The organism is Bacillus sp. FSL R5-0709, from assembly GCF_038004785.1.
Lineage (GTDB): Bacteria > Bacillota > Bacilli > Bacillales > Bacillaceae_G > Bacillus_A > Bacillus_A mycoides.
Genome location: NZ_JBBORT010000001.1, coordinates 2,749,470 through 2,773,620, shown reverse-complemented (window position 1 = coordinate 2,773,620; position 24,151 = coordinate 2,749,470). Strand labels below are relative to the sequence as shown.

The 24,151-nt window shown below is 33.1% G+C and carries 32 protein-coding genes and 1 pseudogene; 24 read left to right on the top strand and 9 right to left on the bottom strand.

From position 1 onward, the window contains the following. Positions 1–39: 39 nt before the first annotated feature. Positions 40–1,488: a DHA2 family efflux MFS transporter permease subunit gene (locus MKX37_RS14240; RefSeq protein WP_078422382.1), complete on the bottom strand. Its 1,449-nt coding sequence runs from the start codon at positions 1,486–1,488 to the stop codon at positions 40–42. A 173-nt stretch (positions 1,489–1,661) separates the two neighbouring features. Here MKX37_RS14240 and MKX37_RS14235 point away from each other — a divergent pair, with 173 nt between their 5' ends. The 5 genes from MKX37_RS14235 (at position 1,662) to MKX37_RS14215 (ending at position 6,945) form a co-directional block, all read left to right on the top strand. Further along, complete coding sequence (locus MKX37_RS14235; RefSeq protein ID WP_002127851.1) at positions 1,662–2,207, top strand: TetR/AcrR family transcriptional regulator; 546 nt, start codon at positions 1,662–1,664, stop codon at positions 2,205–2,207. Positions 2,208–2,612: 405 nt separating this feature from the next. Further along, positions 2,613–4,718, top strand: coding sequence for a BglG family transcription antiterminator (locus MKX37_RS14230; protein ID WP_002127850.1), 2,106 nt, complete (start codon positions 2,613–2,615; stop codon positions 4,716–4,718). Between the two features lie 13 nt (positions 4,719–4,731). After that, the gene (locus MKX37_RS14225; RefSeq protein WP_000757313.1) at positions 4,732–5,001 is read left to right on the top strand and encodes a PTS sugar transporter subunit IIB; all 270 of its coding nucleotides are present in this window, start codon (positions 4,732–4,734) and stop codon (positions 4,999–5,001) included. A gap of 24 nt (positions 5,002–5,025) precedes the next feature. After that, complete coding sequence (locus tag MKX37_RS14220; protein WP_000459912.1) at positions 5,026–6,297, top strand: PTS ascorbate transporter subunit IIC; 1,272 nt, start codon at positions 5,026–5,028, stop codon at positions 6,295–6,297. 222 nt (positions 6,298–6,519) lie between these two features. Beyond that, positions 6,520–6,945 (top strand): WapI family immunity protein, encoded by a 426-nt coding sequence (locus MKX37_RS14215; protein ID WP_002127848.1) that lies wholly within the window; start codon positions 6,520–6,522, stop codon positions 6,943–6,945. Positions 6,946–6,987: 42 nt separating this feature from the next. Here the strand turns inward: MKX37_RS14215 and MKX37_RS14210 are convergent, their stop codons facing one another. Beyond that, the gene (locus tag MKX37_RS14210) at positions 6,988–7,815 is read right to left on the bottom strand and encodes a peptidoglycan-N-acetylglucosamine deacetylase (protein ID WP_002127847.1); all 828 of its coding nucleotides are present in this window, start codon (positions 7,813–7,815) and stop codon (positions 6,988–6,990) included. A 219-nt stretch (positions 7,816–8,034) separates the two neighbouring features. On the opposite strand from MKX37_RS14210, the gene MKX37_RS14205 reads away from it, so the two are divergent. The 17 genes and pseudogenes from MKX37_RS14205 (at position 8,035) to MKX37_RS14125 (ending at position 19,605) form a co-directional block, all read left to right on the top strand. Next, the gene (locus tag MKX37_RS14205) at positions 8,035–8,703 is read left to right on the top strand and encodes a hypothetical protein (RefSeq protein WP_016127153.1); all 669 of its coding nucleotides are present in this window, start codon (positions 8,035–8,037) and stop codon (positions 8,701–8,703) included. Between the two features lie 147 nt (positions 8,704–8,850). Beyond that, positions 8,851–9,534, top strand: a complete 684-nt coding sequence (locus MKX37_RS14200) for a DNA alkylation repair protein (protein WP_002127844.1) — start codon at positions 8,851–8,853, stop codon at positions 9,532–9,534. 16 nt (positions 9,535–9,550) lie between these two features. Beyond that, positions 9,551–10,252 (top strand): nucleotidyltransferase domain-containing protein, encoded by a 702-nt coding sequence (locus MKX37_RS14195; protein WP_002168170.1) that lies wholly within the window; start codon positions 9,551–9,553, stop codon positions 10,250–10,252. A gap of 15 nt (positions 10,253–10,267) precedes the next feature. Continuing rightward, positions 10,268–10,813, top strand: coding sequence for a GNAT family N-acetyltransferase (locus MKX37_RS14190; RefSeq protein ID WP_078422383.1), 546 nt, complete (start codon positions 10,268–10,270; stop codon positions 10,811–10,813). Between the two features lie 34 nt (positions 10,814–10,847). Then, positions 10,848–11,348 carry a GNAT family N-acetyltransferase gene (locus tag MKX37_RS14185; protein ID WP_002032747.1) on the top strand — a complete coding sequence of 167 codons (501 nt, stop codon included), beginning with the start codon at positions 10,848–10,850 and terminating at the stop codon, positions 11,346–11,348. 15 nt (positions 11,349–11,363) lie between these two features. After that, positions 11,364–11,882 (top strand): DinB family protein, encoded by a 519-nt coding sequence (locus MKX37_RS14180; RefSeq protein WP_002127841.1) that lies wholly within the window; start codon positions 11,364–11,366, stop codon positions 11,880–11,882. A gap of 72 nt (positions 11,883–11,954) precedes the next feature. Beyond that, on the top strand, positions 11,955–12,893 hold the full coding sequence (locus tag MKX37_RS14175) for a DMT family transporter (protein WP_002013410.1): 939 nt from the start codon (positions 11,955–11,957) through the stop codon (positions 12,891–12,893). Positions 12,894–12,954: 61 nt separating this feature from the next. Further along, complete coding sequence (locus MKX37_RS14170; protein WP_002127840.1) at positions 12,955–13,356, top strand: GNAT family N-acetyltransferase; 402 nt, start codon at positions 12,955–12,957, stop codon at positions 13,354–13,356. Positions 13,357–13,604: 248 nt separating this feature from the next. Then, positions 13,605–14,405 (top strand): aminoglycoside N(3)-acetyltransferase, encoded by an 801-nt coding sequence (locus MKX37_RS14165; protein WP_139367931.1) that lies wholly within the window; start codon positions 13,605–13,607, stop codon positions 14,403–14,405. Positions 14,406–14,417: 12 nt separating this feature from the next. Then, positions 14,418–15,107, top strand: a complete 690-nt coding sequence (locus tag MKX37_RS14160; protein ID WP_002127835.1) for a phosphopantothenoylcysteine decarboxylase domain-containing protein — start codon at positions 14,418–14,420, stop codon at positions 15,105–15,107. A gap of 183 nt (positions 15,108–15,290) precedes the next feature. Further along, positions 15,291–15,764 (top strand): tetratricopeptide repeat protein, encoded by a 474-nt coding sequence (locus MKX37_RS14155; RefSeq protein WP_002013416.1) that lies wholly within the window; start codon positions 15,291–15,293, stop codon positions 15,762–15,764. Positions 15,765–15,776: 12 nt separating this feature from the next. Next, a complete protein-coding gene (locus MKX37_RS14150; RefSeq protein ID WP_002127834.1) occupies positions 15,777–16,841 on the top strand; it encodes a hypothetical protein in 1,065 nt (354 codons plus the stop codon). Positions 16,842–16,960: 119 nt separating this feature from the next. Next, a complete protein-coding gene (locus tag MKX37_RS14145; RefSeq protein ID WP_001038143.1) occupies positions 16,961–17,470 on the top strand; it encodes a DUF402 domain-containing protein in 510 nt (169 codons plus the stop codon). A gap of 251 nt (positions 17,471–17,721) precedes the next feature. Continuing rightward, positions 17,722–18,312 (top strand): TetR/AcrR family transcriptional regulator, encoded by a 591-nt coding sequence (locus tag MKX37_RS14140; protein ID WP_002127831.1) that lies wholly within the window; start codon positions 17,722–17,724, stop codon positions 18,310–18,312. After that, positions 18,309–19,037 (top strand): hypothetical protein, encoded by a 729-nt coding sequence (locus tag MKX37_RS14135; RefSeq protein WP_002127829.1) that lies wholly within the window; start codon positions 18,309–18,311, stop codon positions 19,035–19,037. Before MKX37_RS14140 ends, MKX37_RS14135 begins: the two co-directional genes overlap by 4 nt. Positions 19,038–19,254: 217 nt before the next feature. Next, positions 19,255–19,368, top strand: a pseudogene (locus MKX37_RS14130) (alkanesulfonate monooxygenase); the annotation flags it as partial. Positions 19,369–19,512: 144 nt separating this feature from the next. Beyond that, a complete protein-coding gene (locus MKX37_RS14125; RefSeq protein ID WP_001289319.1) occupies positions 19,513–19,605 on the top strand; it encodes a putative holin-like toxin in 93 nt (30 codons plus the stop codon). A 228-nt stretch (positions 19,606–19,833) separates the two neighbouring features. Here MKX37_RS14125 and MKX37_RS14120 read toward each other — a convergent pair whose 3' ends face one another. Next, positions 19,834–20,655 carry an HNH endonuclease gene (locus MKX37_RS14120; RefSeq protein WP_000189680.1) on the bottom strand — a complete coding sequence of 274 codons (822 nt, stop codon included), beginning with the start codon at positions 20,653–20,655 and terminating at the stop codon, positions 19,834–19,836. Between the two features lie 149 nt (positions 20,656–20,804). Between MKX37_RS14120 and MKX37_RS14115 the strand changes: the two genes are divergently transcribed. Then, a complete protein-coding gene (locus MKX37_RS14115) occupies positions 20,805–21,890 on the top strand; it encodes an AI-2E family transporter (protein WP_000837889.1) in 1,086 nt (361 codons plus the stop codon). 222 nt (positions 21,891–22,112) lie between these two features. Here the strand turns inward: MKX37_RS14115 and MKX37_RS14110 are convergent, their stop codons facing one another. From MKX37_RS14110 to MKX37_RS14085, 6 genes are read right to left on the bottom strand one after another with little or no spacing between them, the layout of a single operon-like run. Next, on the bottom strand, positions 22,113–22,253 hold the full coding sequence (locus MKX37_RS14110) for a YrzI family small protein (RefSeq protein WP_002065956.1): 141 nt from the start codon (positions 22,251–22,253) through the stop codon (positions 22,113–22,115). Between the two features lie 27 nt (positions 22,254–22,280). Then, positions 22,281–22,421: a YrzI family small protein gene (locus MKX37_RS14105; RefSeq protein ID WP_000672237.1), complete on the bottom strand. Its 141-nt coding sequence runs from the start codon at positions 22,419–22,421 to the stop codon at positions 22,281–22,283. Positions 22,422–22,446: 25 nt separating this feature from the next. Continuing rightward, positions 22,447–22,590 (bottom strand): YrzI family small protein, encoded by a 144-nt coding sequence (locus MKX37_RS14100; RefSeq protein ID WP_002127828.1) that lies wholly within the window; start codon positions 22,588–22,590, stop codon positions 22,447–22,449. A 26-nt stretch (positions 22,591–22,616) separates the two neighbouring features. Next, positions 22,617–22,760, bottom strand: a complete 144-nt coding sequence (locus MKX37_RS14095) for a YrzI family small protein (protein WP_000668987.1) — start codon at positions 22,758–22,760, stop codon at positions 22,617–22,619. A 27-nt stretch (positions 22,761–22,787) separates the two neighbouring features. Beyond that, entirely contained in the window at positions 22,788–22,931 is a 144-nt protein-coding gene (locus MKX37_RS14090) for a YrzI family small protein (RefSeq protein ID WP_000142704.1), read from the bottom strand. A gap of 27 nt (positions 22,932–22,958) precedes the next feature. Continuing rightward, positions 22,959–23,099, bottom strand: coding sequence for a YrzI family small protein (locus MKX37_RS14085; protein WP_000156202.1), 141 nt, complete (start codon positions 23,097–23,099; stop codon positions 22,959–22,961). Positions 23,100–23,540: 441 nt separating this feature from the next. Between MKX37_RS14085 and MKX37_RS14080 the strand changes: the two genes are divergently transcribed. After that, complete coding sequence (locus tag MKX37_RS14080; protein ID WP_002127826.1) at positions 23,541–24,134, top strand: DUF4825 domain-containing protein; 594 nt, start codon at positions 23,541–23,543, stop codon at positions 24,132–24,134. Positions 24,135–24,151 lie beyond the last annotated feature (17 nt).

Here is a 24,151-nt window from a genome sequence, read left to right as displayed (position 1 = left end):
AAATCCTACTCGTATAGAAAACGAGTAGGATTTTTTGTTTTAAGATTTACTTTCGGATTTTTGGAGTGCTACTTTTTTAGGCATAAAACATGCAATAATCAAAGCGACAAAGGATAAGACTAACATAAATACGTACGCATCACTTGAGCTGAAGATAGAAGCTAATTTCGTTACTTGCATAGCTGATATGCTTCCGTTCTCACTAGATAACTGTGAAGTATGTGAAGTGGATTGAATTGTATACACAGTAATAATGACTGCTGTTCCTATAGCACCTGCTAATTGACGTACGGTATTATTCACTGCGGAACCATGTGAACCCAGTTCTCTTGGTAAAGCGTTTAAACCTGCTGTATTTAAAGGCATCGAAATGAAACTTAGTCCAATGCGTAGAATAATGGTACGAACCATTAAATACATATAAGTGGTGGATTCGGTCAAATCAATTACACCCCACATCGATATAATGATACATATTAAACCTATAATAAAGAGTGGTTTTGCCCCATATTTATCAAACATTTTACCCGTGATAGGTGATAAGAATGCATTAATTACAGCTCCAGGTAATAGAAGTAAACCTGATTCAAAAGCAGTAAAACCTCGTCCGTTTTGCAAGTAAATCGGTAAAAGAATTAAATCAGCATACATAATCATCGTAATGAGTATGTTAATGACTGATGTAAGAGTGAAAATTTTATACTTAAATACGGATAAATTTAATAGTGGATCGCTAGACTTTATTTGACGTAAACAGAATAGAGTTGTAACAATTATTCCGATGATAATTGTAGTAATAACAACTGGATGATCCCATCCTTTACTTCCTGCACTACTAAATCCGAATATAATACAACCAAAGCCAATCGTTGATAAAATGACACTTACGATATCTAATTTTGCTTTTGTTGTCTCAGCAACATTCATTAAATATTTTAGCGCGAGAATAATAACGATTAATACAAATGGAGCGAATCCAATAAATAACCATCTCCATGATACATATTCAATAATAAAGCCAGATAATGTTGGAGCGATGGCTGGCGCAAAAATTATGGCGAAACCGATGGTTCCCATAATACTGCCACGCTTTTCACTAGGGTATAAATATAAAATAACTGTCATCATTAGTGGCATAATAATTCCTGCCCCAACTGCTTGAATCATTCTTCCTGTTAACAAAATGCCAAAATTCATGGCACATGCACAAAGAACAGTCCCGATAAACAAAGAGAGCATCGAGCTAATAAACAGCTGCCTTGTTGTAAATCGTTTCATTAAAAATGCAGTAATTGGCACTAGAACGCCATTTATGAGCATAAAGCCTGTTGATAGCCATTGCACGGTTGCAGCTGTAACATCAAATACTTCCATTAAATTACTCATCGCTACATTTAATAGCGTCTGATTTAATGTTGATAAAAAACAACCGGAAATGAGCACAATTAATATAATTTTTTTATTTCTTTCTGATATTTCCTTTTGCATTGGTAAACTCCTTCATTGTCGTCTTGATTTATCGACATTGTGTCGATAAAATTAATGGTAACAAAATAAATTTTCTTTGACCATGAACAGTTTTGTTGAAAATGTTCACTACTCGACATAGAAGGTATGCACTGTCGAGTAAGTAAAGAGAAAATCTATAAAGGAGTTTCAAAATGTCTACACCTAAAAAAGAAGATCCTCGTACAGTTCGTTCAAGAGAAATGTTTAAAAATGCTGTTTTTTCTCTCCTATGTGAGAATCCTAGTATTTCAAGTTTAACGGTTCAGAAAGTCGCAACAAAAGCAGGATTAAACCGAACAACCTTTTACTTACATTATCAAGATATTCAAGATTTACTAGACCAAATCACGAATGAGATTTCAAATGAACTTTCAAATAAAATAGCTGATTTAATACATGCAAAAGATTTATCAGAAAAACAAAAGCTAACACAATTACTTGATTATTTATATATCCATCGAAATTATTTATTTATATTATTTAAAATGAATCAATTTGAGGAGCAACTATTTTTATTTTTAAAAGAGTTAATAGAAACGAGAAGAGAGAATACGAAAAAGGATCTGCCTGATGATTATGTTGCGGTTGATATTAAAACAGCTTCATTGGTAGGTATTATCATGTGGTGGATAAGGAATGGACTTCACTTTAGTTCAGATTATATCGCAAATCAAATTTATTTCATGTACAGAGGGTAATGAGTTAAAAATATTTTATGTATCGATACATTGTATTATTAAGTGCGACACCTAAAGAAAAAAGCCCATATCGCTTCGTATAAAGTAGAAGTTATCACATCACTTACTTCATACAGAAAACTGCCCATGAAGGGTTTCAGGAAGAACTGTCGCACTTAGATTGACAAATTGTCTTTAAAATAAAAAATCGTATTGTATAATTTCATATGCCGCATGTATATAGTAAAATTTTTAAATAAAAGTACAATCATTGCACTGTGCATAAACAAGAATTTGGACTTAATTTTAGAAGAGATACAAGATAAGATATTAATAGAAAGCGATTTCAAACTCTAATTTTGCAAAGTTAGTATCTATACTTGCAATTCTATTTAAGAACAAGTATAGAAAGGGTGTATATCATATATGATATTAGATAATCGAAGTATAAGTATTTTACAGCAAATTATTCAAGCGGATAGCTATGTTTCTGTATCTCAATTAATGGAAGTCATACAAGTTTCAAAGCGAACAATTTATTATGATATGAAGAAAATAGAAGATTGGTTAGTTGCAGAGGATTTAAATTCATATGAATATATTCGCCCTTTAGGCTACTGTTTTGATAATGAAACGAAGCAAAGAGTGATAAAAAAGTTAAATGGATTTACAACAAGCCAATATGAATATTCTCCACATGAACGAAAAATATTGCTGGTTCTTTATATACTAACAATGGAGAAAAGGATTCTATTAGAAGACTTAATAGAACTTGTGCAAGTCAGTCGTAATACTGCTCTTGCTGACTTGAAAAAAATAAAAGCAGAGTTAGTGAAGTTTAAGCTCGCATTAAACTTTAATCGTAAACATGGCTACAATATTATAGGGAATGAACATGGAAAACGAAATATATTAATCTTAAATCTTTCACAAATAATTTCAAAGCATGGATGGGAATATTTAATATCGCATGTGAAATATATTACGAATGATAATAAAAATGTAAAAGGTAATAAAGATCACGAGGAACTTCTTATAATAAAAAATATTTTATCAAATTGTGAAGAGCTTTTAGGGGTCCAGTACACAGATGAGGTACTTGAAAGTTTAAGCGTTTACATGTATTTATTCCGCAATCGTATTGTAAATGGAAAATGTGTTGAGATGGAAGATGCTGAAAAGGATGTACTAAGAGAAACAAAACAATTTGAAGCAGCAAAATATATTGCAAAACAGTTTGAAAGAGTATTTTTCGTGGATTTTCCAATAGATGAAATTTATTATATTACGACTCATTTGTTAGGAGCAAAAGTAAATGCTCAACAAAAAGACTTTGAAAAAAGTGAGATTGATGGAATACATTCAATGGTCGGATATATGATAAAGGATTTTCAACATTATGCTTGTGTTATATTTCAAGATTTTAAAGGACTTGCTTCAGACCTATATCTGCATATGAAACCGGCATATTATCGTGTAAAGTACGGGATTGAAATAGAAAATCCATTACTTTATACAATCCAGCAAAATTATGAAGAAGTATATACTCTTACAAAAAAAGTAATTCATCATTTTGAAGAATATGTTGGAAAAATAGTTTCAGATGATGAAATGGCATATATTACTATGCACTTTGGTGCTTGGATGAGGAAAGAGGGAATCGTTCCCAGCCCAAGAAAAACCGCGCTACTTGTTTGTCCAAATGGTATTGGTACATCACGTATGTTGCAGTACCAATTAGAGCAAGTGTTTTCAAGTGTAGATATTTTAAAAGCCATTTCAAAGCGGGAATATGAATCAAATACATTTGATGTAGATTGTATTATTACTACAACTGAACTGGAGAAGGGGAAAATTCCTATCTTTATGGTAAATCCAATTTTGACCGATTCCGAAAAAGCATCGTTACTACGAAAAGTCAATGTAGCTTTATATGGCGAAAATCAAAATGATTCAGTTGATATGATGATGGGTATTATCCAAAAATACACAGACATTTTAGATGAAAAATCTTTAAAAAATGAATTGAGAGAGTTTATGAGTGGTCCGGTACATATTGATAAGGAGGAGAAATATAAGCCTATGTTAAACGAGCTATTAACTAGAGAATTTATAGAGCTTGAGAATCACGTTGAGACGTGGGAGGAAGCAATTCGTGTTGCGTCGGAACCTTTATTACAAAGTGGACATATTTCTGAAGAATATATTTCTGAAATGATTGCGAATGTAAAGAAGTTAGGCCCATATATTGTAATTGCACCTAAAATCGCTATACCTCATGCTCGTCCAGAAGCAGGTGTCAAAAAATTAGGGATGAGTTTATTACAACTAAAAGAGGGTGTGTTATTTTCAGAAAAACAAGAGCATGCTGTAAATTTAATTATTGTATTAGCAGCTATAGATAACGAGACACATTTGAAGGCATTGGCACAATTAAGTGAGATGTTATCTGAACCAACGAACATAGAAATGTTAATGCATTCAAATTCAAAAGATAAAATGCTAGAAATGATAGCTAAATATTCTAATTAAAGGGGAGATTGAAATGAAAAAAGTATTAGTTGTATGTGGAAATGGATTAGGAAGTAGTTTTATTATAGAAATGAATGTAAAGAAAATATTAACTGAACTTGGTATGCAAGCTGAAGTTTCTCATACGGATTTAGCATCAAGTAAATCAGAACAAGCAGATCTATATTTAGGTGCGAAAGATATCATTTGCAACCTTGAAGATGGTACTCGCACAGTTGCTGGATTAACAAACATTCTAGATTTAAATGAAATTAAAGAAGCATTACAAAAACACCTGATGTAGAAACGGTGAAAGGGGAGTAGTGCTATGTTTGATTTAATAATGAAAGATATTTTGGGACAGCCTGCAATATTAGTTGGATTGTTTGCTATGTGTGGTTTACTATTGCAAAAAAAGAATTTTGCAGATACAGTTTCAGGAACATTAAAAACAATTATGGGCTTCGTCGTTTTAGGAGGCGGAGCCACTATATTAATAGGGGCTTTAGATGTTTTTGGTAAAATATTTGATAAAGCATTTCATATTAAAGGGATTATTCCAAATAACGAAGCTGTTGTTGCGATAGCACAGCAAACTTTAGGAACAGAAACGGCATTAATTATGGTATTTGGGATGATTGCTAATTTACTAATTGCACGATTTACAAGATTTAAATATGTATTTTTAACTGGTCATCATACCTTATTCATGGCATGTTTAATTTCAGCTGTATTTTCAACTACAGGGATGAAAGGCGCTTCACTAGTTATTAGTGGGTCTATTATTTTAGGATTACTTATGGTCATTTTTCCAGCTCTACTTCAACCGTATGTTAGAAAAATTACGGGAATGGATGATATCGCAATTGGCCATTTCGGTTCAGTTGGGTATTTAGCAGCAGGATTTGTTGGTAGTAAATTTGGAAATAAGGAAAAATCTACAGAACAAATTAAAGTACCGAAGTCATTAGGGTTTTTACGTGATACATCAGTTTCTATGTCATTAACAATGGCTGTGTTATTCTTTATTGTTGCACCATTTGCTGGGAAAAACTTTATCGAAACAGAATTAAGTAACGGACAAAATTATCTCGTGTATTCATTCATGCAAGCAATTACATTCGCTGCGGGTGTATATATTATTCTAGCTGGTGTCCGTATGTTGATTGCAGAAATTGTCCCTGCATTTAAAGGGATAGCAGATAAACTTGTACCAAATGCCAAACCAGCATTAGATTGTCCAACAATCTTCCCATTCGCGCCAAATGCGGTTATTATTGGCTTTTTAACAAGTTTTATTGCTGGATTACTATCTATGTTTATTCTTCCGTTTATCGGATTAAGTGTAATAGTGCCAGGATTAATCCCTCATTTCTTCACAGGGGCAACAGCTGCTGTATTTGGAAATGCAACTGGAGGAAGACGAGGAGCAATACTTGGAGCTTTTGTAAATGGATTATTAATCTCATTCCTACCAGCTATATTACTACCTATATTAGGTGGATTAGGATTTGAAAATACAACATTCGGTGATTCCGACTTTGCTGTTGTTGGTATTTTAATTAGTGAAATTGCGAAATTGCTAGGGAATGTTTTCTAAATAATAGAGCATAAAAAGACTTGAATTCTAATTATGAATTCAAGTCTTTTTATTTAAATATTAAATTGTAAGAAAGTGAGGGAATTTGAATAAAAGAAATAGGGATTGGTTTGAAAAAAATGTGTTATGATTGTTTGTAAAATCTTTTGATTTTCCTTGAGGATCAATATTGAAACAGAAAAGTATATTTTCAAAATAGGGTAAAATAAAAGGAGTCTATGCATGAATTTTCAAAATGAAAAAATATCATTACATTTAGAGGTTGTAAATTACCAATATGCAGATGCAAAAGACGAGTGTGATAGAAATTGGTTAAGAGTAAAAGCGAAACTATCAGAAGAAAATAAAGTTTTTGAAACGATGGATCCTTTTTTACAAACATACGATTTACAGTACATGATAAAATGGTTTGAATCTTTACCAAACCCTAAATATAACGAACTAGATTTCATAGAACCAAATTTAGCGTTTGAATTTATGGGGGGAAAAGCAGGGGAGTTTAACATTGTTATTCGCTTATCGCTGGAACTTAACCCCACATGGTGTAAGGAAGAAGAATACGAATTTTCTATCGGTATAACTCAAGAGGATAGGGAGAATATTATTCGTTCTATTGAAGAGCAACAAAGGAAATTCCCAAAACGATAAAAAAAGACTTGATAACCTACAAGAGGGAATCAAGTCTTTTTATTACATACGATTATCATGCCAGAAGTTTAATGGGAAGTGTTCGTTCTCATTATAGGCTTCTAATTCATATCCTCTTTCTTTCAGCCCTTTAATAATACCAGGTACTGCTTTAACTGATTGTGGATGAATATCATGCATTAGAATAACTTCTGTTGGGTTTGTAGCACCATGTAGAACGTTTTCTACGATTTTAGCAGATGCAGCGTCTACTTGCATTTTGTTGTATTTCCAGTCTAATGAATCAATTGTCCAATCCCAAACTTTTAAACCATTTTCAACAACTTTGTTGCGAAGAGCTTCATTTAACCCTGGCATTGAGCCGTAAGATGGACGAGTTAATACTGGAGATTTTCCTAGAACGCCAGCGATTAAGCCTTGGTCTTCTTTCATTTCATCAACGTAATGACCTTCTGTGTAAAGTTTCTTGTAGTTATGAGTCATACTGTGCATCCCAACATAGTGGCCTTCAGCATCTTCACGTTTTACAAGATCAGGGAAAGCTTTTACGTTTGAACCAATTAGGAAGAATGTTGCTTTTGCATTTTCACTCTTTAACATATCTAAAAGCTCAGCTGTGTATTTTCCAGGACCATCGTCAAATGTTAAGTAAGCGACTTTTCTAACTTGCCCGTTATAGTGCTTTGGAGCTTCTTTCGGAGCAAGGGACGTTTGAATTTCACTTACAAGTTGAACAGATTTCGCTTCATCCTCTGTACTTGCTAGAGCGATATGTGTTGATCCGTAAGCAGCTTCGTATGTAAATAATACCCCAGCGCAAATCAACAGAGCCCTTTTCACTAAAGTTGTCATCCGAATTCCATTGTGCATAATTTTCCTACTCTCTATAAAAGTTCTACTCTACTATATTAGCAATTTTAGAGGGGGAAATGCAAAAAAACTTTTTTACAAGCGCAAAAAAGTTTGTTAAAAAGCATGTAAGATTTCACTGTTTTGCAGGTTTGAAAAAATGAAACAAGAATTAAATGAATGGAACTGCATGTAATAATGGTTCATTCACGTTTTTTGTTTTAGAAAGGGAGGAAAAGTATGAAAAAATTAGCTTGTTTACATGCTCATCATTCAAATATTGAATACATTGACCGAGCATTGCAATCTTTTGGAATCGAAATACTCCATTTTGTAGATCCCATCTTATCACGCATATTAAAAAAAGATTGCGATTTTGAAAAAGAACAAGCACGGAGTAATTTAAAAGATATTATAAAGTATATAGCCAAAAGTGATATAGATACACTTTTATTAACTTGTACAGATTATATTACGCTATTAGATGAGAATTTCAAAATAGACATACCTATATTGAAAATTGATGAGCCATTTTTTGAAATGATTTGTCATATTGAAGAGCCACAAACAATACTTTTTACAAATAATCGTACGGTTTCAGGAACGATGGAACGTTTAAAACAATACGCTCGGCAGAATAATAAATCCATGCATGTAAAAGTAGAAGTGATAGAAGGGATATTTGAGTTAATTATGCAAGGTCGTAAAGAAGAGCATGATGTTAAATTAGAAAAGTATTTATATGAAATTATGAAAGATAGAAACGAAATGCTTTCAGTTGCACAATTATCTATGGTAGATGCTGCTACAAGGGTAGAAAATATAATAGGAAGGAACATAATAAATCCGTTGAATGCGCTTGTGGAGTATTGTATACAGAGTGTGAATGAACAACCGTGTGAAAAATAAGGAAGAGGATGTTTTTTATTTTAAAGAACATCAATAAAATTTCACATACCGTATTTTAAAAATAAATATAGGAAAACCAAAAAATAATGTAGAATATATCGTACATACATATGTGAAGGCAACAAAATATATAAAAGAGGTGGATCTATGTTACTTGAAGAAGTAATGCAGCAACTAGAAGAATATGGAACAGAACAAAACCGTAAAATCTTTAAAAATCATGGGGCAAAAGAGCCGTTATTTGGAGTTAGTTTTGCAAATTTAAAATTGTTGAAAAAGAGGATAAAAAAGGATCATGATTTAGCAATCTCATTATGGGAAACGAAAAATATGGATGCAATGACTTTAGCAACGATGATTTTAGATCCGAAGAAACTAACGTCAAAACAACTAAATAGATGGGTTCAGGATGTTGATTACTATTGTTTAATGGACGTTCTTATGACAGCTATATGTACGTCACCAATCGCAATAGAAAGAATGGAAGAGTGGACGAAGTCTGATGATGAATGGATTGGAAGAGCAGGTTGGTCTTTATTAGCAAATATAGCGATTAAAAATAAAACGTTACATGATGAATTTTTCACTCCGTATCTAGAAGAAATTAAAGCAAATATACATAATGAAAAAAATAGAAAAAAAGAAGCGATGAATAGTGCTTTAATCGCGATAGGGATTCGAAATGAAGCTTTAGAGCAACAAGCAATTGAAATTGCACGTGAAATTGGAAAAGTAGAAGTTGATCATGGTGCAACGTCATGCAAAACACCAGACGCAGAACCGTATATAAAAAAAGCGAGAGAAAGAGCTGAAAAAAAGAAAGTGAAATAAGAAAAGGGGAACGGTTATGAAACCAATGGAAGCGGCACAAAGCATAATTACATCACAATTTTCGAATTGTGATGTTGCTTTACTAGGGGGAAGTGTGGCTAGAGGAGAGGCTACGAAAACATCTGACCTTGATATTGTAATATTCGACCAAAGTTTGTCATCTTGTTATAGAGAATCCTTCTATAGTAATGGCTGGCCTGTTGAAGTATTCGTACATAATTTTGAAACGTATAAAACCTTTTTTAAAAGTGATTGTGAGCGCGGGAGACCTTCATTACCTCAATTAGTTTCAGAAGGGATTGTGCTAAAAGGAAAAGATGAAATTGTAGAGACACTTAAAAGAGAAGCGAATGATTTATTAAATAAAGGACCAAAAAAATGGTCAGAAGAAACGATGAAGCAGAAACGCTATTTTATTACGGATACCTTGGATGATTTCATTGGTGCAACAAAGAGAGAAGAAGAATTGTTCATCGCCAATTTATTAGCTGATTTAGTACATGAATATGTTTTAAGGGTAAATGGTCAATGGCTTGGAAATTCAAAATGGTTTATTAGAGTGTTAAGAAGGTATGACGAGCAATATGCAGAACATTTTGTAGCGGCTTTTGATCATTTTTATAAAACAGAGGAGAAAAATGAATTAATTACTTTTGTAGAAAACACGCTAGATCAATACGGAGGAAGAATGTTCGAAGGATTTTCTATAGGGAAATGAAAAGGGGATAGCAAAGTGAATGTACCATTCGTTCAATTAAGAGAACTGACAATAGATGATGTAGAAGATCGATATCAATGGTCATTAGATACAGAAGTAACCAAGCAGTTAGTTGTACCAGATCAATATCCACCGTTCACTCGTGAAGATACGAGAAGGTGGATTGAAGCATGCATAAGTCGAGGGAATGGTTATGAACAACGAGCTATCGTTACAAAGGAAGGTATACACATTGGATGGATAGACCTAAAAAACTTTGATAATACAAATAAAAATGCTGAACTAGGGGTTGCCATTGGAAATAAAGAATATTGGGGTAAAGGATATGGAATGGCAGCACTATACAGTATGTTACAAATTGGCTTTTCTGTATTCGAATTAGAAAAAATATGGCTACGAGTAGACGAAGATAATTTACAAGCTAGAAAGAGTTATGAAAAAGCAGGATTTGTTTGTGAAGGAATAATGAGAAATGATCGGTTACGTAAAGGGAAGTTCATTCATCGCTATCGTTATAGTATGTTAAAAGAAGAATATCAATCTTTATTTAATAGTCTATAAAAATGTTATGTAAACTAAAAGGGGGATGGGGAAAATGATTAGATTACTTACGAAAGAAGATGCGGAAAAATATTGGGACTTACGTTTACAAGCTTTACAAGTAAATCCAGAGGCATTTGTAACAACTTATGAAGAGGCGATTCGCCAGGAAAATCCTATTAAGCGAGTGGAAAGTAATTTAACAGCTACTACTAGTTGTACATTTGGTGCATTTAATGAAGAAAATCATTTAGTTGGAGTTGTCACTTTACTAACAGAAGAGAGAGAGGCGTATAAACATAAAGGTCATATCGTTGCGATGTATGTAGATGCACAAAACAGGCGGAACGGATTGGCACGTGAGTTAATAACAAATGCCATTCAAAGAGCGCGAGATATAAAACTAGAGCAATTGACATTAGGTGTTGTATCTACAAACGAACCAGCAAAAAAATTGTATGAATCAATGGGCTTTAAAACGTATGGAATTGAAAAAAGAGCTATAAAGGTGAATGGTGTGTATAGTGATGATGAAAATATGGTGTTGTTTCTTTAAAGGAAGGATATTATCATGAAAGATCTCCATTTAGAAAAAGATATGAACCCCAACGTGGCAATTTTGTATGCAACGGTTACTGATACATTTAAACGATTGCAAAGGTTAGTCGAAGGTATTGAAAAGAACGAACTATCCTATAAAGGGTCTGAAAATAATGAAAATAACATTGGACAGCTACTTCAGCATTTAGCAGTAGTCGATTTACACTGGGTGTACCGTTTAAAAGGAGAGGGAGTTCCGCCTGCACTTGAAAATAAATATGGACCAATGTTGAATGAAATGGGAAAATTGCCTAGTTTAAGAAAGTACAAATTACAAGAATTAATGCAAGATTATGAAGCTGTGCAACATATGTTTTATGAGGAATGTATGAAACTAACAGAAAATGATTTAACACGAGAAGTTTTTTATGAAAAGGGAGAAAATGCGACTATAAGGTGGGGAATATGGCATATAGCCGATCATAATCGGTACCATCAAGCTCATATTAGTCGATTACGAAAGTTATATAGAAGTAGACCGCATGTATGATTAAATTTTTGAATATTAATTATATTCATTTTGTTATATAGTAGAAAAAGAAACTATATAAGGGGTTTTATAATGAAAGCTATTGCAGTAGGGATATTGGCATCGTTTTTCTTTGCCTTTACCTTTGTGTTAAACCGGTCGATGGACTTAGGGGGCGGGAGTTGGATTTGGAGTGCATCACTACGGTATTACTTTATGGTTCCAATGCTACTACTTATTGTCATGTATAGAGGGAATTTAAAACAACTCTTGCAATATATGAAAAACAATCCGAAAGAGTGGTTGTTATGGAGTATTGTAGGGTTTGGTCTCTTTTATGCACCGCTTAGTTTCGCGGGTGCGTTTGGACCGGGGTGGCTTGTCGCTTCGACTTGGCAAATTACAATAGTTGCAGGGATTTTGTTAACACCATTTTTTGCGGTAGACCCATTACATAAAAAACTTCCAATGAAAGAATTAGTAATGTCAGGCATTATTTTATTCGGTGTTGTTCTTATGCAAGTAGAACACGCTTCTTCTTTAGGGATTCGTGAAACTATTTTATGTGTGGTTCCTGTACTCATTGCTGCGTTTGCATATCCACTTGGAAATAGAAAAATGATGCAAGTATGTAAGGGCGAATTAGATGTCTTCCAACGAGTTCTCGGTATGACATTAGCAAGTTTACCATTTTGGTTTTTACTATCTGGTTATGAAGTATCAACAGGCGGATTACCGTCAAGTAGTCAAGTTTTCCAATGTTTTATTGTAGCAGTTAGTTCAGGGTTAATCGCAACGGTATTATTCTTCTTTGCGACAGATCTTGTAAAAGATGATCCGCAAAAATTAGCAACAGTCGAGGCGACACAGTCTGGTGAAGTTTTATTTGCATTAGTAGGAGAGCTGCTCTGGTTATCGGCTCCAATTCCGTCTTCTTTATCGTGGGTTGGAATGAGTCTTGTAATTGTCGGAATGATACTTCATAGTTATGTAGCTGTAGTTGTGAAAAAAGAAGAGAAAATAACGGCATAAAAAGATTAGCTCTTTTTCAATAAAGAGCTAATCTTTTTTCATGAGAAAGGATGGAGATAGGATGTTACAACGTGTTGAGCATTTAGAAATAGATCCCATTAAAAAAGTATTAAAGCATGCGACCGGTCCGAGTGAAGCAAGCTTATTTAAAGCAGTTTCAATGTATAAAAATGATCAGGCAGTGCTATATAAATATGGGAATAAGGGTTGCATAGGTATAGCGCTAATTCATACAAATAGAGCGAGAATGTGTCACATAGCTGTTGATGAAAAATATCGCAATCAAGGAATTGCACTTCAAATGATTAAAGAAATAATTAGGGAATATGAGTTAACATATATTGAGGCTGAGACAGATACAGAGGCAGTCGGATTTTACAAGAAATGTAACTTTAAGATTGAAAGCTTGGGAGAGAAATATCTGGGGGTAGAGAGGTTTTATTGTTATTTAGAGAATGAATAAAATAAATAGCTCATCATTTGTGATGGGCTATTTCATATTAGTATAAATTAAGATTGCTAGATTGAAAGTTTTTGATTGTGTTTACCTTTCTATATTTATTTTAAATTAATATACAATAATTTAACTGTTTCCGATATGATAAAAACGACAGAGGTATAGTAATTGGAATGATTAAGTTAAAAATTAAGAAAAATATGATAATATATGTATGTATTAGTTTAAAGCAAAATGGGGGAACAATCGTGAAAATGAATGACATAGTGGCGAATACACAATTTCCAAATACAATCGAAACAATTACAAATGATTTAAAAGCATTAGGGATAGAAAAGGGAATAACAGTTATTGTACATTCTTCATTAAGTTCAATCGGTTGGATATCAGGCGGTGCAGTTGCCGTAGTAGAAGCGTTAATGAAAGTTGTTACAGAAGAAGGAACGATAATTATGCCGACGCAATCTTCGGATTTATCCGATCCAAAACATTGGTCAAGACCACCTGTACCAGAAGAATGGTGGCAAATTATTCGGGATAACGTCCCAGCATTTGATCCACGTATAACACCAACAAGGGCAATGGGAGAAGTAGTTGAATGTTTTCGTACATATCCGAATGTATTGCGCAGTAATCATCCACTCAGTAGTTTTGCAGCATGGGGGCAACACGCAGAAGAAATTACAGCGAATCATTCACTTTCCATAAGTTTTGGTGAAGAATCGCCATTACGAAAAATATACGATTTAGATGGATACATATTATTACTTGGTGTTGGTTATGACTCTAATACGTCTATACATTTATCTGAGGTACGTACAGGTGCACGCGAGTTAATAAAGGTAGGAGCACCTATTATAGATGAAGGTGTAAGAGTATGGAAAGAATTCGTTGAAATGGATTACGATTCTGATACGTTTGTAGAAATCGGAGTTGAATATGAGCTTAAAGGAACAGTTACGCGTGGGAAGATAGGGAATGCGACGTGCCGTTTTATGAGGCAGCGTGATGCAGTTGACTTTGGAACAGAGTGGTTTCGTGCGAAAAATCAGTAAGGGATGGTTATTATGCAGGAGAAAAAAGTATTAATTACGAGCGGCGGCTGCCTAGAAAAATGGGATCAAGTACGTGGACATACAAATTTAGCAAAAGGTACGATTGGAAGAATTATTGCGGAAGAGCTAATGACAAAGGGCGCACATGTAATATATTTGCATGGCTATTTCGCTGAGAAGCCAATGGATGTAAATAACCAATTAGAATTGCACCCATTTGAGGGGATTATTGATTTACAAGATAAGATGAAAAGTATTATTACACATGAAAAAGTAGATGCAGTTATTATGGCTGCTGCTGGCTCAGATTGGGTTGTCGAAAAGATTTGTGATCAAGATGGAAATGTTCTTAATATGAACGGAAAGATTTCAAGTGACATCGCTCCAATTATTCATTTTCAAAAAGCGCCAAAAGTATTAAAACAAATAAAGAGTTGGGATCCAGAAACGATACTCGTTGGCTTTAAACTTGAAAGTGACGTAAATGAAGCAGAACTTATTGAAAGAGCAAGTAAAAGAATGGAAGATGCAAAAGCAAGTGTAATGGTAGCAAACTCACCGCATTCTTTATATTCTCGCGGTGCTGTGCATCACGTTATTGGACAAGACGGTAATGTGAAGTTATGTAATGGGAAAGATGAAACTGCAAAAGAAATTGTCAATATGTTAGAGCATTTATGTAATCGTATCACTGCGATGTAAATTTAAGCTTTTAGAAAGAGATGCAGTCGCATAGTATGTAATGGAGTTAATATTAAATTAGTGGGGGAACTTAGCCCTCACTAATTATTAAATTGAGTCAATGGAATAAATAGGCCATTAGCTGCTCGTAAATGTGTAATACATGATATATGCATAATGAACATTTTGTGAGGAGTGGATTGTATGGAACATTTATTAAAGCAAGCTATTAAACTTAGAAATGAAAAGAAATATGCGCAGTCTAGAGAGATACTTATAGGATTAACAAACTTTACGAGGGATGCAGAAGTACTATATCAATGTGCTTGGATACATGATGTAATGGGTCTTGAAACGGAGGCGGTTCCGTATTATGAACAGGCAATTGCGAACGGACTTGATGGTGAATCCCTTTGCGGTGCGTATATCGGTCTTGGCAGTACGTATCGTTGTATAGGGGAATATGATAAAGCGATTACTTTATTAGAAGCAGGGATAAAGAAGTTCCCGGAAAATGACGTGATGAAAGTGTTTTTGTCATTAGCAAAATATAACGTAAACGAACATGAAGAAGCGATGAAATTACTGTTAGAGACAGTTGTGAAAGTAGATGAGATAAAAGAATTTGAACGTGCTATTTCATTTTATAAAGACCATTTAAATGAGGTTTTTGAATAGAGGAGAGAAGGAATGAATCCATCAATTTCAAGAAGGAAAAAAGGCATTTGGATTGGACTCGTATCTTTAATTATGTTATCAAACTATTTATTGTATGCCCTGCCAATAGTGCCAGCTGCCCCGAAAGAAGTAGTCCTCGGTTCATTATTAGATTTTATGTTTGTAATTCCAGTCATCACATATTTCTTTATTATACGGAAAAGATATTCGTTAACGTATATGTTTCCTGTAGTTATAGCTGGATATGTATTCGCAAGATTTATAATTCCTAGTGATTATTTACAAGCTTTTTCATTTGTTTCGTATGTAATAGTTGCTGGAGAAATTGTGTTCGTATGTTTTGAACTGTTTCTTATATATAAAATTATAAGAGTACTTCCTAAAATAATAAAACGATATAAAGAATATAGAAGTGAGTATTCTTCATTTTCTTATGCGATTGATGCAGCGTTTGATGCTACTATGAAAAGAAGTAAGGCTGTAAGTATCATTCTTACTGAGTGTAAATTAATCTATTATGCATTTTTATCGTGGCGTGAAAAAGTACCAGATGGTGAATGCACATATTCCTATCACAAAAAGACCGGCGCTATAGGTGTTTATATTATGATTATTCACGCAACAGTAATTGAAAGTATCGGTTTTCACTATTTACTTCATCAATGGAATCCAGTAATAGCTTGGATTTTACTCATACTAAACGTATATGCGATGATTTATTTTTTAGCTGAAATACAAGCGATGCGTAAAAATCCAATTGTCGTAACAGAAGAACAAGTTATCATTCAAATTGGATTAGGAAAGAAAGTTGTATTGCCATTTACACAAATTGATAATATTGCATTCTACAAGGGGGAACCCCTAACAGCAAAAGAAGAAAAAGAGGTGCTGGATGCAACTGTTATGGAGTTCATAAAAGAACCTGCTACTTTTGAAATAACGCTAAAAGAGCCAGTGAAAGTGCAGTTGTTGTATGGATTTACTAAAACAGTAAGTCGTGTTCACTTAAATGTTGATGAGAAACGAAAATTTTATGATGCGGTTACTGAAAGGTTAAAACATATGAATGGTGGATAGTGAAAAACTCCTTCTAAATAAGAAGGAGTTTTATTGTGTAATTGTAGACCGTACACTTCTTTATCGCTATATAAACGGATATAATTAAGACTAGAAATAGCATAAGGGGAAACAAAAAAATGAATAAATTACGAACACCTAAAAGTGAAATTATAGAAAGAAAAATCCGATATGACTCGACAATAGTAGATCACAATTGCTTAATACTTGAAAAGAAATCGCAAAGTATCGTGTTATTTTATGAGGTTCAGTATTCATTTACGATGAATACAAATGATTCGAGTTTAACAATCCCAAAAGGAAGTTACACCATTGCATACTACTGGGAAAATCGTCCGTACAATTTATACATATGGAGAGATAAGAACGGAATGTATTTAGGCGCTTATTTTAATGTTGTAAAAAATACGCAAATAACAGACGAACTAGTGTCATTTGAAGACTTAATTATTGATATTATGGTAATGCCAAGTGGAGAATGTTTTATTTTAGATGAGGATGAGTTACCTGAGCCCTTAGAGAGTTTTGAAGGTGGCTATGTGGATGAAGCTCTTTATGTATTAAAGGAAATAATTCAAAAGTCGCTTCCTCAAATGATTGTAGAGACAGAAATGGTGCGGCTAAAATAAAGTTTAATCGATTTGAAAAGAGAATACGTGTTTAATGAAAATGAGTAGTCTCAAGTTATATGATCTAACTTTTTTGATAAATCTAAGGTTAGAAGCATATTTCTTGGGATTACTCTTTTTTTGTAGGAATTTTGTTGCTTAGTTTCTAAATTGATTTTTAAATTTATCAAATAAGATTGACTGAATTGAGTTCAGTCGTTTATGATTGAATCAGATTCAGTCGTGGTAAAAAACATAGTAGGAGATGACGTATGAAAAGAATATCAAAAGAACCCGATATAAGACGCCAAGAGTTAATGGATATTGGTTTTGAACTATATATGAAAAATGGTATGGGAGGATTTAGCATAAAAGATGTTGTTAGTCGGGCTGGTGTAGCAACAGGGTTGTTTTACTATTACTTTAAATCTAAAGAAGATTTTGTTGATGAGACTTTAAATAGCTTCATTGTGAAAAATATGGAGTTAATTGAAGAAATACTTATTTCAAATGAACGGTCTGTAATGCAGAAGATGAAAGATTCTCTAGATATATTTTGGACATTTATTGAAAAATTAGCACCCTATAAAAATGTGAGTTCGTTTCAGACGGAACAACATTTTCAACTGGAACAGAAATTATTCACACGAATTCAACCATTAATTCGACAAGTAATTGAAGAAGGAGTGAAAACGGGGATTTTTTATACTGACAACTCCTCATTAGCTTCTGGATTTATTTTATACGGTCTTAGCAGTATTGCTCATTCAGAAGTAAAGTTGAATCTAGATACGAAGCAAGAAATGGTTAATTTAGTATTAACTACACTACGATACGATCAAAAAGAAGGTGAATGTATATGAAGATTATTATCGATGGAAACAATATTTCGCAAGAGCAACTTACAAAATGGAAAAGAGAACGTATTAAAAAAGCATTAAATACATTAGGACATAAAGGGCCTGAAATAAATGATACAGACGTCATGATAAAAAAGCTAACGGAAGTAAAGTTGAAATATTCATATAATGAAATGTATGATAAACTGAAATCAAAACTTAGATTAAGTGGAATAGGTATGCGTATCTGTACTGTTTTATCTGGTGATAGACGAAAATTTTCAAAAACAAGCATCTATTTAGATGGGATTACAGCAGAAGAAGCTATAAATGGAATTGATAGTTTTATGCTTGAACAATCACGTGAAAATAATCAAGTGAATTTATCGGCTTGTCCTGATCACTATGTACTAAGCCCCTTTGGGGAAAATGAATTAGAGGTTATCGAAACTACAGGTAATTCTCCGTTCCCAGTTCAATTTTTCATTGTTTTTGGTGACGAAACGGGATTGAAAACACCTAGAGATAAGTCTTACCAATACCAATCAACAGGTGTTGCACGTATGAAAGATGGTACTATTATTGGTGGAGTTCGGCATCAATTTAAAGATATTGATACTGGGATAGAAGTAAGTCTAGTTGTTGAGTTCCCAGCACTTTGTCCTAATAGTCTTATTAAATCACATCAAATGCATTTAGCATGTGAGTTTTCTTATTGGTTACAGCGGATTAAGGACCATAAAAAATAGTAAGTGAAAAATACCTTTCAAATAAAGAAATATACAATTTTTATGAATATAAATCGAACTGTATTTCAAACAAACAGTAACGATGTTCAAACGAATCATATGTGTCTTTAAATAAAGACTAGTTAACTTATAGGAAATGTTTTTATAATATGTAGTTAATTCTATAACGTATCGCTGATTGGAAAAACCGAATCCATTCATTTATATGAATCAGTTCAAGGAGGGGGAAGAAGTGGCAGAACTGTTATTCCCTTTATTAAAAGACGAGAAGCAACAAGAAAATAAAATCGTTGGTGAAATGATAGCTGATGCATATGCTTTAAAAAAATAGTGAGAAATAAAAAACTCGCAAGTTTTTAAGCTTGCGGGTTTTCATCGTAAACAATTAATAAATATGATAAAATTAAGAGGTAACTTATGGTACGGTTGGTTGTTCAATTATCACTTCTCCAAAGTAGGAGGGGGGTGATAATTCGTGAGTGAAATTGCGTTGCTGCTGCAAGGTGGACTGTTTCTCGTTGCATTGTTAACGTTTATTGTCGTCTTAATTGACAAGCTCAAAAAATAACAACCCACCTATGCCTATAGAAAGTGGGTTGTTGTGTTTGTACGAAACAAATAGGATAAATGAACAATCCAATCTGCTAAGTTACGTGGACTAGTGTGTAGCCGCACACTAGTCTTTTTTATTTATATACAGGTTTTAATTGTTTTATGTGATTGTATTGTTCTTTTCACACTCATTATAACACAGTGTCTTTTCATGAAGAAAGGAGACCGTATGTTCCTATATGGATTAAATAGAACGTGTAGTTTCTTTAAATAGCCCATCCATATACTGTTTTAAACTTTCCACAAAAAATCCTTTTTTGTCTACATTATTTACGCCGACAATTGGTGATGGAAGATTGTATCTTTTTTCTGATAAATGAACAACAACATCAAAAATATCAAATAGGCGAATGAAGCAGAATAGACCGTCTTTATCACTAAGTAAAATAAAGTAATGGTTTTCGCTCGTTGTATTTAATGTATTCCATAAAGAGCTTTTGCTTAAGTCACGAACGATACTCTTTTCCTTTAATTCCATGAAATCGGCATTTAATAGAATGGTAGAAATATCAATCGCATCTGGATCGTCAAAGTAGCCATCAATTGTTTGTACAGCAAAAGTATAAGCCATTTTTAATACACTCATTTTATATTTACGGTTATCTAAAAGCAATTCACGTTGAATAGAACTAGCTACTTTTGTTACGCGCTCTTCTTTCCAAATTTCATTATGTAATGAAATATCGTGCTTTTTACATAGTTTCATAATTAATGCATTGGAATAAAGTATCTCATCACTTACTTCGACTACATCTGTCTCAGCGGCTGCTAGCTCCTCACCATGTTCATTCGTATAGAGAGGGGAATCGATTTGTTTTTTCATTTGCTCAATCTTATATTGACTTAATTTATGTCTAATTAAAGGACGATCAATATTTGTTGTCATATGTTCATGACATGAATCACAAATTGAATTTATGAAATAATATCCACATAATATCTCTGGAATGACATATTGTTCACTAAGTTCTTTCGTATCTTTTCTGCAAATGATGCATTGTGTCATATTTATCACCTTTACCTGCAAATTTGTCTGTAATCTCATTGTAGTGTATTTAATGGGATTTTGGAATATTGTAAAGGAAAATATTATGTGAAATCTAAGTTTAATTTGGTACAATGAAGAGAAGTGCTAGTTTAAAGGAGGACGTTTTTTTGAAATCGAAAGTGCACTTTTGGACATTAGAAGTGCTGATGGTTGTAGGAATTATATTTATTTGCACAAAAATATCGTTTCTATTTCAACCGATTGGTATCTTCATATCAACATTATTTTTCCCAATTTTAATCGCGTTATTTTTATACTTCATATTTAACCCATTGTTAGTCTTTTTGGAGAATAAAAAAGTACCTAGAGGTTTAGCGATTTTACTACTGTATCTTTTTATCATCACATTAACTGGAGTTGCTATTGGAGTAGTTGTTCCAACCATCTCACAACAGTTAATGGATTTAGTAAAAAATATGCCGACTTACATAAAAGAGGGAAAAGTATACATACAAGATCTATCCCATCATAGATTATTTGAATGGCTATCTACACAAAACTACGTTTCCATTGAGACAATTGAGAAAAATGCAATTGAATACTTAAAGGAAATACCAAACACACTTACGTCGAGTGCAACGGCTTTATTTGGTATTATCACGAACGTGGCGTTAGTTATCTTTACAGTACCGTTCATTTTATTTTATATGTTTAAAGATGGACATGCATTTCCAGGAAAAGCTGTTAGTGTATTACCAGAGTCTTACCGTGAAGAAGGACTTCGTATCATAAAGGAAACGAACGAAACATTATCTGCATATATTCAAGGTCAAGCGCTCGTTTGTATGTTTATTGGTGCCTTTACATTTACTGGTTATTTAATCATCGGTTTACCGTATGCTTTCGTTTTAGGAATTATTGCAGCATTTACAAATATAATTCCGAACTTAGGTCCATTTATCGGAGCAGCACCAGCTGTCATTATAGGTCTGTTCGTATCTCCGATGCAAGCTCTGTACGTAATTATTATAGTAACAATCGTACAACAGTTTGAAAGTAACATCATTTCACCGCGTATTATGAGTTCAAAATTAAATATCCATCCGTTGACAATTATCATCCTTATTTTAGGGGTAGGTAATTTCGCAGGAATTATCGGAATGATTTTAGCAGTACCAGCTTATGCGGTAACAAAAACAGTTGTTTCGAACTTAGTGAGATTGTTTAAGACGAAACGAAGTAAACGGAAATAGGATATGTTGAGAAAGATACACCGCTTAATAAAAAGGGGTGTATCTTTTATTTTTTAGTGTATGAAATACTTATTATTGTATATTTTTTACACATCAAATCAGGCGGTGAATTTTTGTTAAATGAACTATGTGGAATCCCTCTGAACTATCCAAATCATTTCTTTACACCGCGTTATTAACATCATAATCGACTCCTTTCATTTCTAATATAAGTTCAAACAATTATAGGTGAGTGTAGTACTTGCTTCTACGATCACGAATTTCATCTATAATCTTTTTATACTGTTCCTCTTGTTTTACTTCATTTGCAGATATAGTTTCTTTTTGAATCGTAATGGTTAAAAAGAAAAGGTGAAACTTCATACATGAATTCCTCCTTTCGAATAGGAATTACAGGTGACTACAATAATGACTTTGTCGTTCTTTTACGTTGTACATAGCCTGCTCAATTTGTCGGTCATGAAGCATATCAGACTCAGACAGTTTGTTTTTTTGAATGGTAATTGTTAAAAATAATACTCTGAATTTCATTGGATATTACCCCTTTATAATTTATTTAGTAAAGACGATTGTAATAAGAGGACTGGCGCGCTTTCACATCATCCATAATGTTTTTTATTTGTTGTTCACGAGAAATTTCATCTTTTGAAAGTTTGTGTTTTTGAATGGTAATCGTTAAAAAGAAAGCCTTAAATTTCATTAGGAAATTACCCCTTTATAATTTATTTAGTAAAGGCGATTGTAATAAGAGGACTGACGCTCTTTTACTTCGTCCATAATAATTTTAATTTGTTGTTCACGTAAGATTTCAGCTTTTGAAGATTTACGTTTTTGAATGGTGATAGTTAAAAAGAAAGCTTTGAATTTCATTAGGATATTGCCCCTTTAAAAAAAATTTTAATACATTTGTGTATAATACGAACTTTTAATGTCCGTTATTTTATCCATAGTTTGTTTTAATTGTTGTTTACGAAAGATTTCAGCTTCAGATAACGTTTTTTTCTGAAGTGCTGTCGTAAAAAAGAAAATATGAAAAGTCATGGACGAATTCCTCCTTTCGAAAAGGAATTACAGGTGATCGCAATAAAGCACTTGGCGCTCCTTAACATCATTCATAGCTTTTGTAATTTGCTCATTATGAAGAATTTCAGCTTTGGAAAGTGTATTTCTTTGAATCGTAATACTTAAAAACAATACGCTAATAGTCATCGAATGTTGCTCCTTTCTTTAAAAAATAATGTATGAGACTAAAAAATCGCACGAAAAAGCCACAGGAAGATATCGTTTTCCTATGGCTGGGCGTGAAAAAGCCACAGGAAAGTATACGACCTCCTGTGGCGAATTTATGAATTAATAGAAATAAAGTACGATTTTCAATTCTCCGTTAGGGTGGTCGAATTCATATTTAATTGTCCGAAAAACACAGGTGCAGTTAACGCTAAAGTTAAAGCATGTAATTGTAATTTCATCATTTCCTTCGACCTCCTTTTAGAATATTTTTCTTACGTTAGTAATTATATACAATTAATGGATAATTGTAAACGTAAAAAGTGAAAATTTTTAATTTTGATTAAAATGCGTATATTTAAAAGGGCTTTTTAAAGGATACATTGTATGGATTGGATAATAAATAGAACGTGGGGGTGTCTAATGAAGTATATGAATAGAATAGCAGGTGTTATGCTAACAATTTTATTAGTTGTTACTGCTTGTTCTAATGGGGAGCAAATAAAAGAAATATCACATATTGAACCTGGGGCTTTTAAAAAATATATGGGGACATACGTTGGAAATAATTCCGATGTGTTTGCGATTGTTACAAACTTACCTGGTGGTGAAACAGTTCAAAGTATAAATTTGAAAAATGAGAAGATCGCGGTGAAATACGGTGAGAAAAAGAACGGTAACTTAACAGAAGATATCATTGAGACGTATTGGTTTGACGAAAAGGATACGATGAAAAAGAACTTTCTCTTTAATGCTATTTATCTTGCAGTTTTAGTACCGAATGCGAAAGGGTATGAGTTTCAGATTGAAAATCAAAGTTTTGCATTAAAAAGAGAAGAACTTTTACCCATACTGTATAAAGAATTTAATGATTTGCCAAAGGATGATCTTATATGGAATAAGGGAATCGTAATGAATTTCTTTTACGGTAATCAAGAAAAAATAGAAAAGCTAGTTAATAATAAAGATTTTCGAAAGCAATTTTTTAATGAACATCCTGTGCGGAAATCTAAGTGATATGGAGGAAGATGTGG

Excerpts from the sequence above, each read along its gene's own strand:
- MKX37_RS14160 (WP_002127835.1), top strand. The coding sequence starts at position 14,418 with ATGCAGGAGAAAAAAGTATTAATTACGAGCGGCGGCTGCCTAGAAAAA.
- MKX37_RS14120 (WP_000189680.1), bottom strand. The coding sequence starts at position 20,655 with ATGACACAATGCATCATTTGCAGAAAAGATACGAAAGAACTTAGTGAA.
- MKX37_RS14200 (WP_002127844.1), top strand. The coding sequence starts at position 8,851 with ATGTTACTTGAAGAAGTAATGCAGCAACTAGAAGAATATGGAACAGAA.
- MKX37_RS14140 (WP_002127831.1), top strand. The coding sequence starts at position 17,722 with ATGAAAAGAATATCAAAAGAACCCGATATAAGACGCCAAGAGTTAATG.
- MKX37_RS14090 (WP_000142704.1), bottom strand. The coding sequence starts at position 22,931 with ATGACTTTTCATATTTTCTTTTTTACGACAGCACTTCAGAAAAAAACG.
- MKX37_RS14085 (WP_000156202.1), bottom strand. The coding sequence starts at position 23,099 with ATGACTATTAGCGTATTGTTTTTAAGTATTACGATTCAAAGAAATACA.
- MKX37_RS14235 (WP_002127851.1), top strand. The coding sequence starts at position 1,662 with ATGTCTACACCTAAAAAAGAAGATCCTCGTACAGTTCGTTCAAGAGAA.
- MKX37_RS14150 (WP_002127834.1), top strand. The coding sequence starts at position 15,777 with ATGAATCCATCAATTTCAAGAAGGAAAAAAGGCATTTGGATTGGACTC.
- MKX37_RS14100 (WP_002127828.1), bottom strand. The coding sequence starts at position 22,590 with ATGAAATTTAAGGCTTTCTTTTTAACGATTACCATTCAAAAACACAAA.
- MKX37_RS14215 (WP_002127848.1), top strand. The coding sequence starts at position 6,520 with ATGAATTTTCAAAATGAAAAAATATCATTACATTTAGAGGTTGTAAAT.
- MKX37_RS14230 (WP_002127850.1), top strand. The coding sequence starts at position 2,613 with ATGATATTAGATAATCGAAGTATAAGTATTTTACAGCAAATTATTCAA.
- MKX37_RS14185 (WP_002032747.1), top strand. The coding sequence starts at position 10,848 with ATGATTAGATTACTTACGAAAGAAGATGCGGAAAAATATTGGGACTTA.
- MKX37_RS14135 (WP_002127829.1), top strand. The coding sequence starts at position 18,309 with ATGAAGATTATTATCGATGGAAACAATATTTCGCAAGAGCAACTTACA.
- MKX37_RS14225 (WP_000757313.1), top strand. The coding sequence starts at position 4,732 with ATGAAAAAAGTATTAGTTGTATGTGGAAATGGATTAGGAAGTAGTTTT.
- MKX37_RS14205 (WP_016127153.1), top strand. The coding sequence starts at position 8,035 with ATGAAAAAATTAGCTTGTTTACATGCTCATCATTCAAATATTGAATAC.
- MKX37_RS14145 (WP_001038143.1), top strand. The coding sequence starts at position 16,961 with ATGAATAAATTACGAACACCTAAAAGTGAAATTATAGAAAGAAAAATC.
- MKX37_RS14195 (WP_002168170.1), top strand. The coding sequence starts at position 9,551 with ATGAAACCAATGGAAGCGGCACAAAGCATAATTACATCACAATTTTCG.
- MKX37_RS14105 (WP_000672237.1), bottom strand. The coding sequence starts at position 22,421 with ATGAAATTCAGAGTATTATTTTTAACAATTACCATTCAAAAAAACAAA.
- MKX37_RS14240 (WP_078422382.1), bottom strand. The coding sequence starts at position 1,488 with ATGCAAAAGGAAATATCAGAAAGAAATAAAAAAATTATATTAATTGTG.
- MKX37_RS14180 (WP_002127841.1), top strand. The coding sequence starts at position 11,364 with ATGAAAGATCTCCATTTAGAAAAAGATATGAACCCCAACGTGGCAATT.
- MKX37_RS14170 (WP_002127840.1), top strand. The coding sequence starts at position 12,955 with ATGTTACAACGTGTTGAGCATTTAGAAATAGATCCCATTAAAAAAGTA.
- MKX37_RS14110 (WP_002065956.1), bottom strand. The coding sequence starts at position 22,253 with ATGAAGTTTCACCTTTTCTTTTTAACCATTACGATTCAAAAAGAAACT.
- MKX37_RS14095 (WP_000668987.1), bottom strand. The coding sequence starts at position 22,760 with ATGAAATTCAAAGCTTTCTTTTTAACTATCACCATTCAAAAACGTAAA.
- MKX37_RS14175 (WP_002013410.1), top strand. The coding sequence starts at position 11,955 with ATGAAAGCTATTGCAGTAGGGATATTGGCATCGTTTTTCTTTGCCTTT.
- MKX37_RS14220 (WP_000459912.1), top strand. The coding sequence starts at position 5,026 with ATGTTTGATTTAATAATGAAAGATATTTTGGGACAGCCTGCAATATTA.
- MKX37_RS14080 (WP_002127826.1), top strand. The coding sequence starts at position 23,541 with ATGAAGTATATGAATAGAATAGCAGGTGTTATGCTAACAATTTTATTA.
- MKX37_RS14210 (WP_002127847.1), bottom strand. The coding sequence starts at position 7,815 with ATGCACAATGGAATTCGGATGACAACTTTAGTGAAAAGGGCTCTGTTG.
- MKX37_RS14165 (WP_139367931.1), top strand. The coding sequence starts at position 13,605 with ATGAATGACATAGTGGCGAATACACAATTTCCAAATACAATCGAAACA.
- MKX37_RS14155 (WP_002013416.1), top strand. The coding sequence starts at position 15,291 with ATGGAACATTTATTAAAGCAAGCTATTAAACTTAGAAATGAAAAGAAA.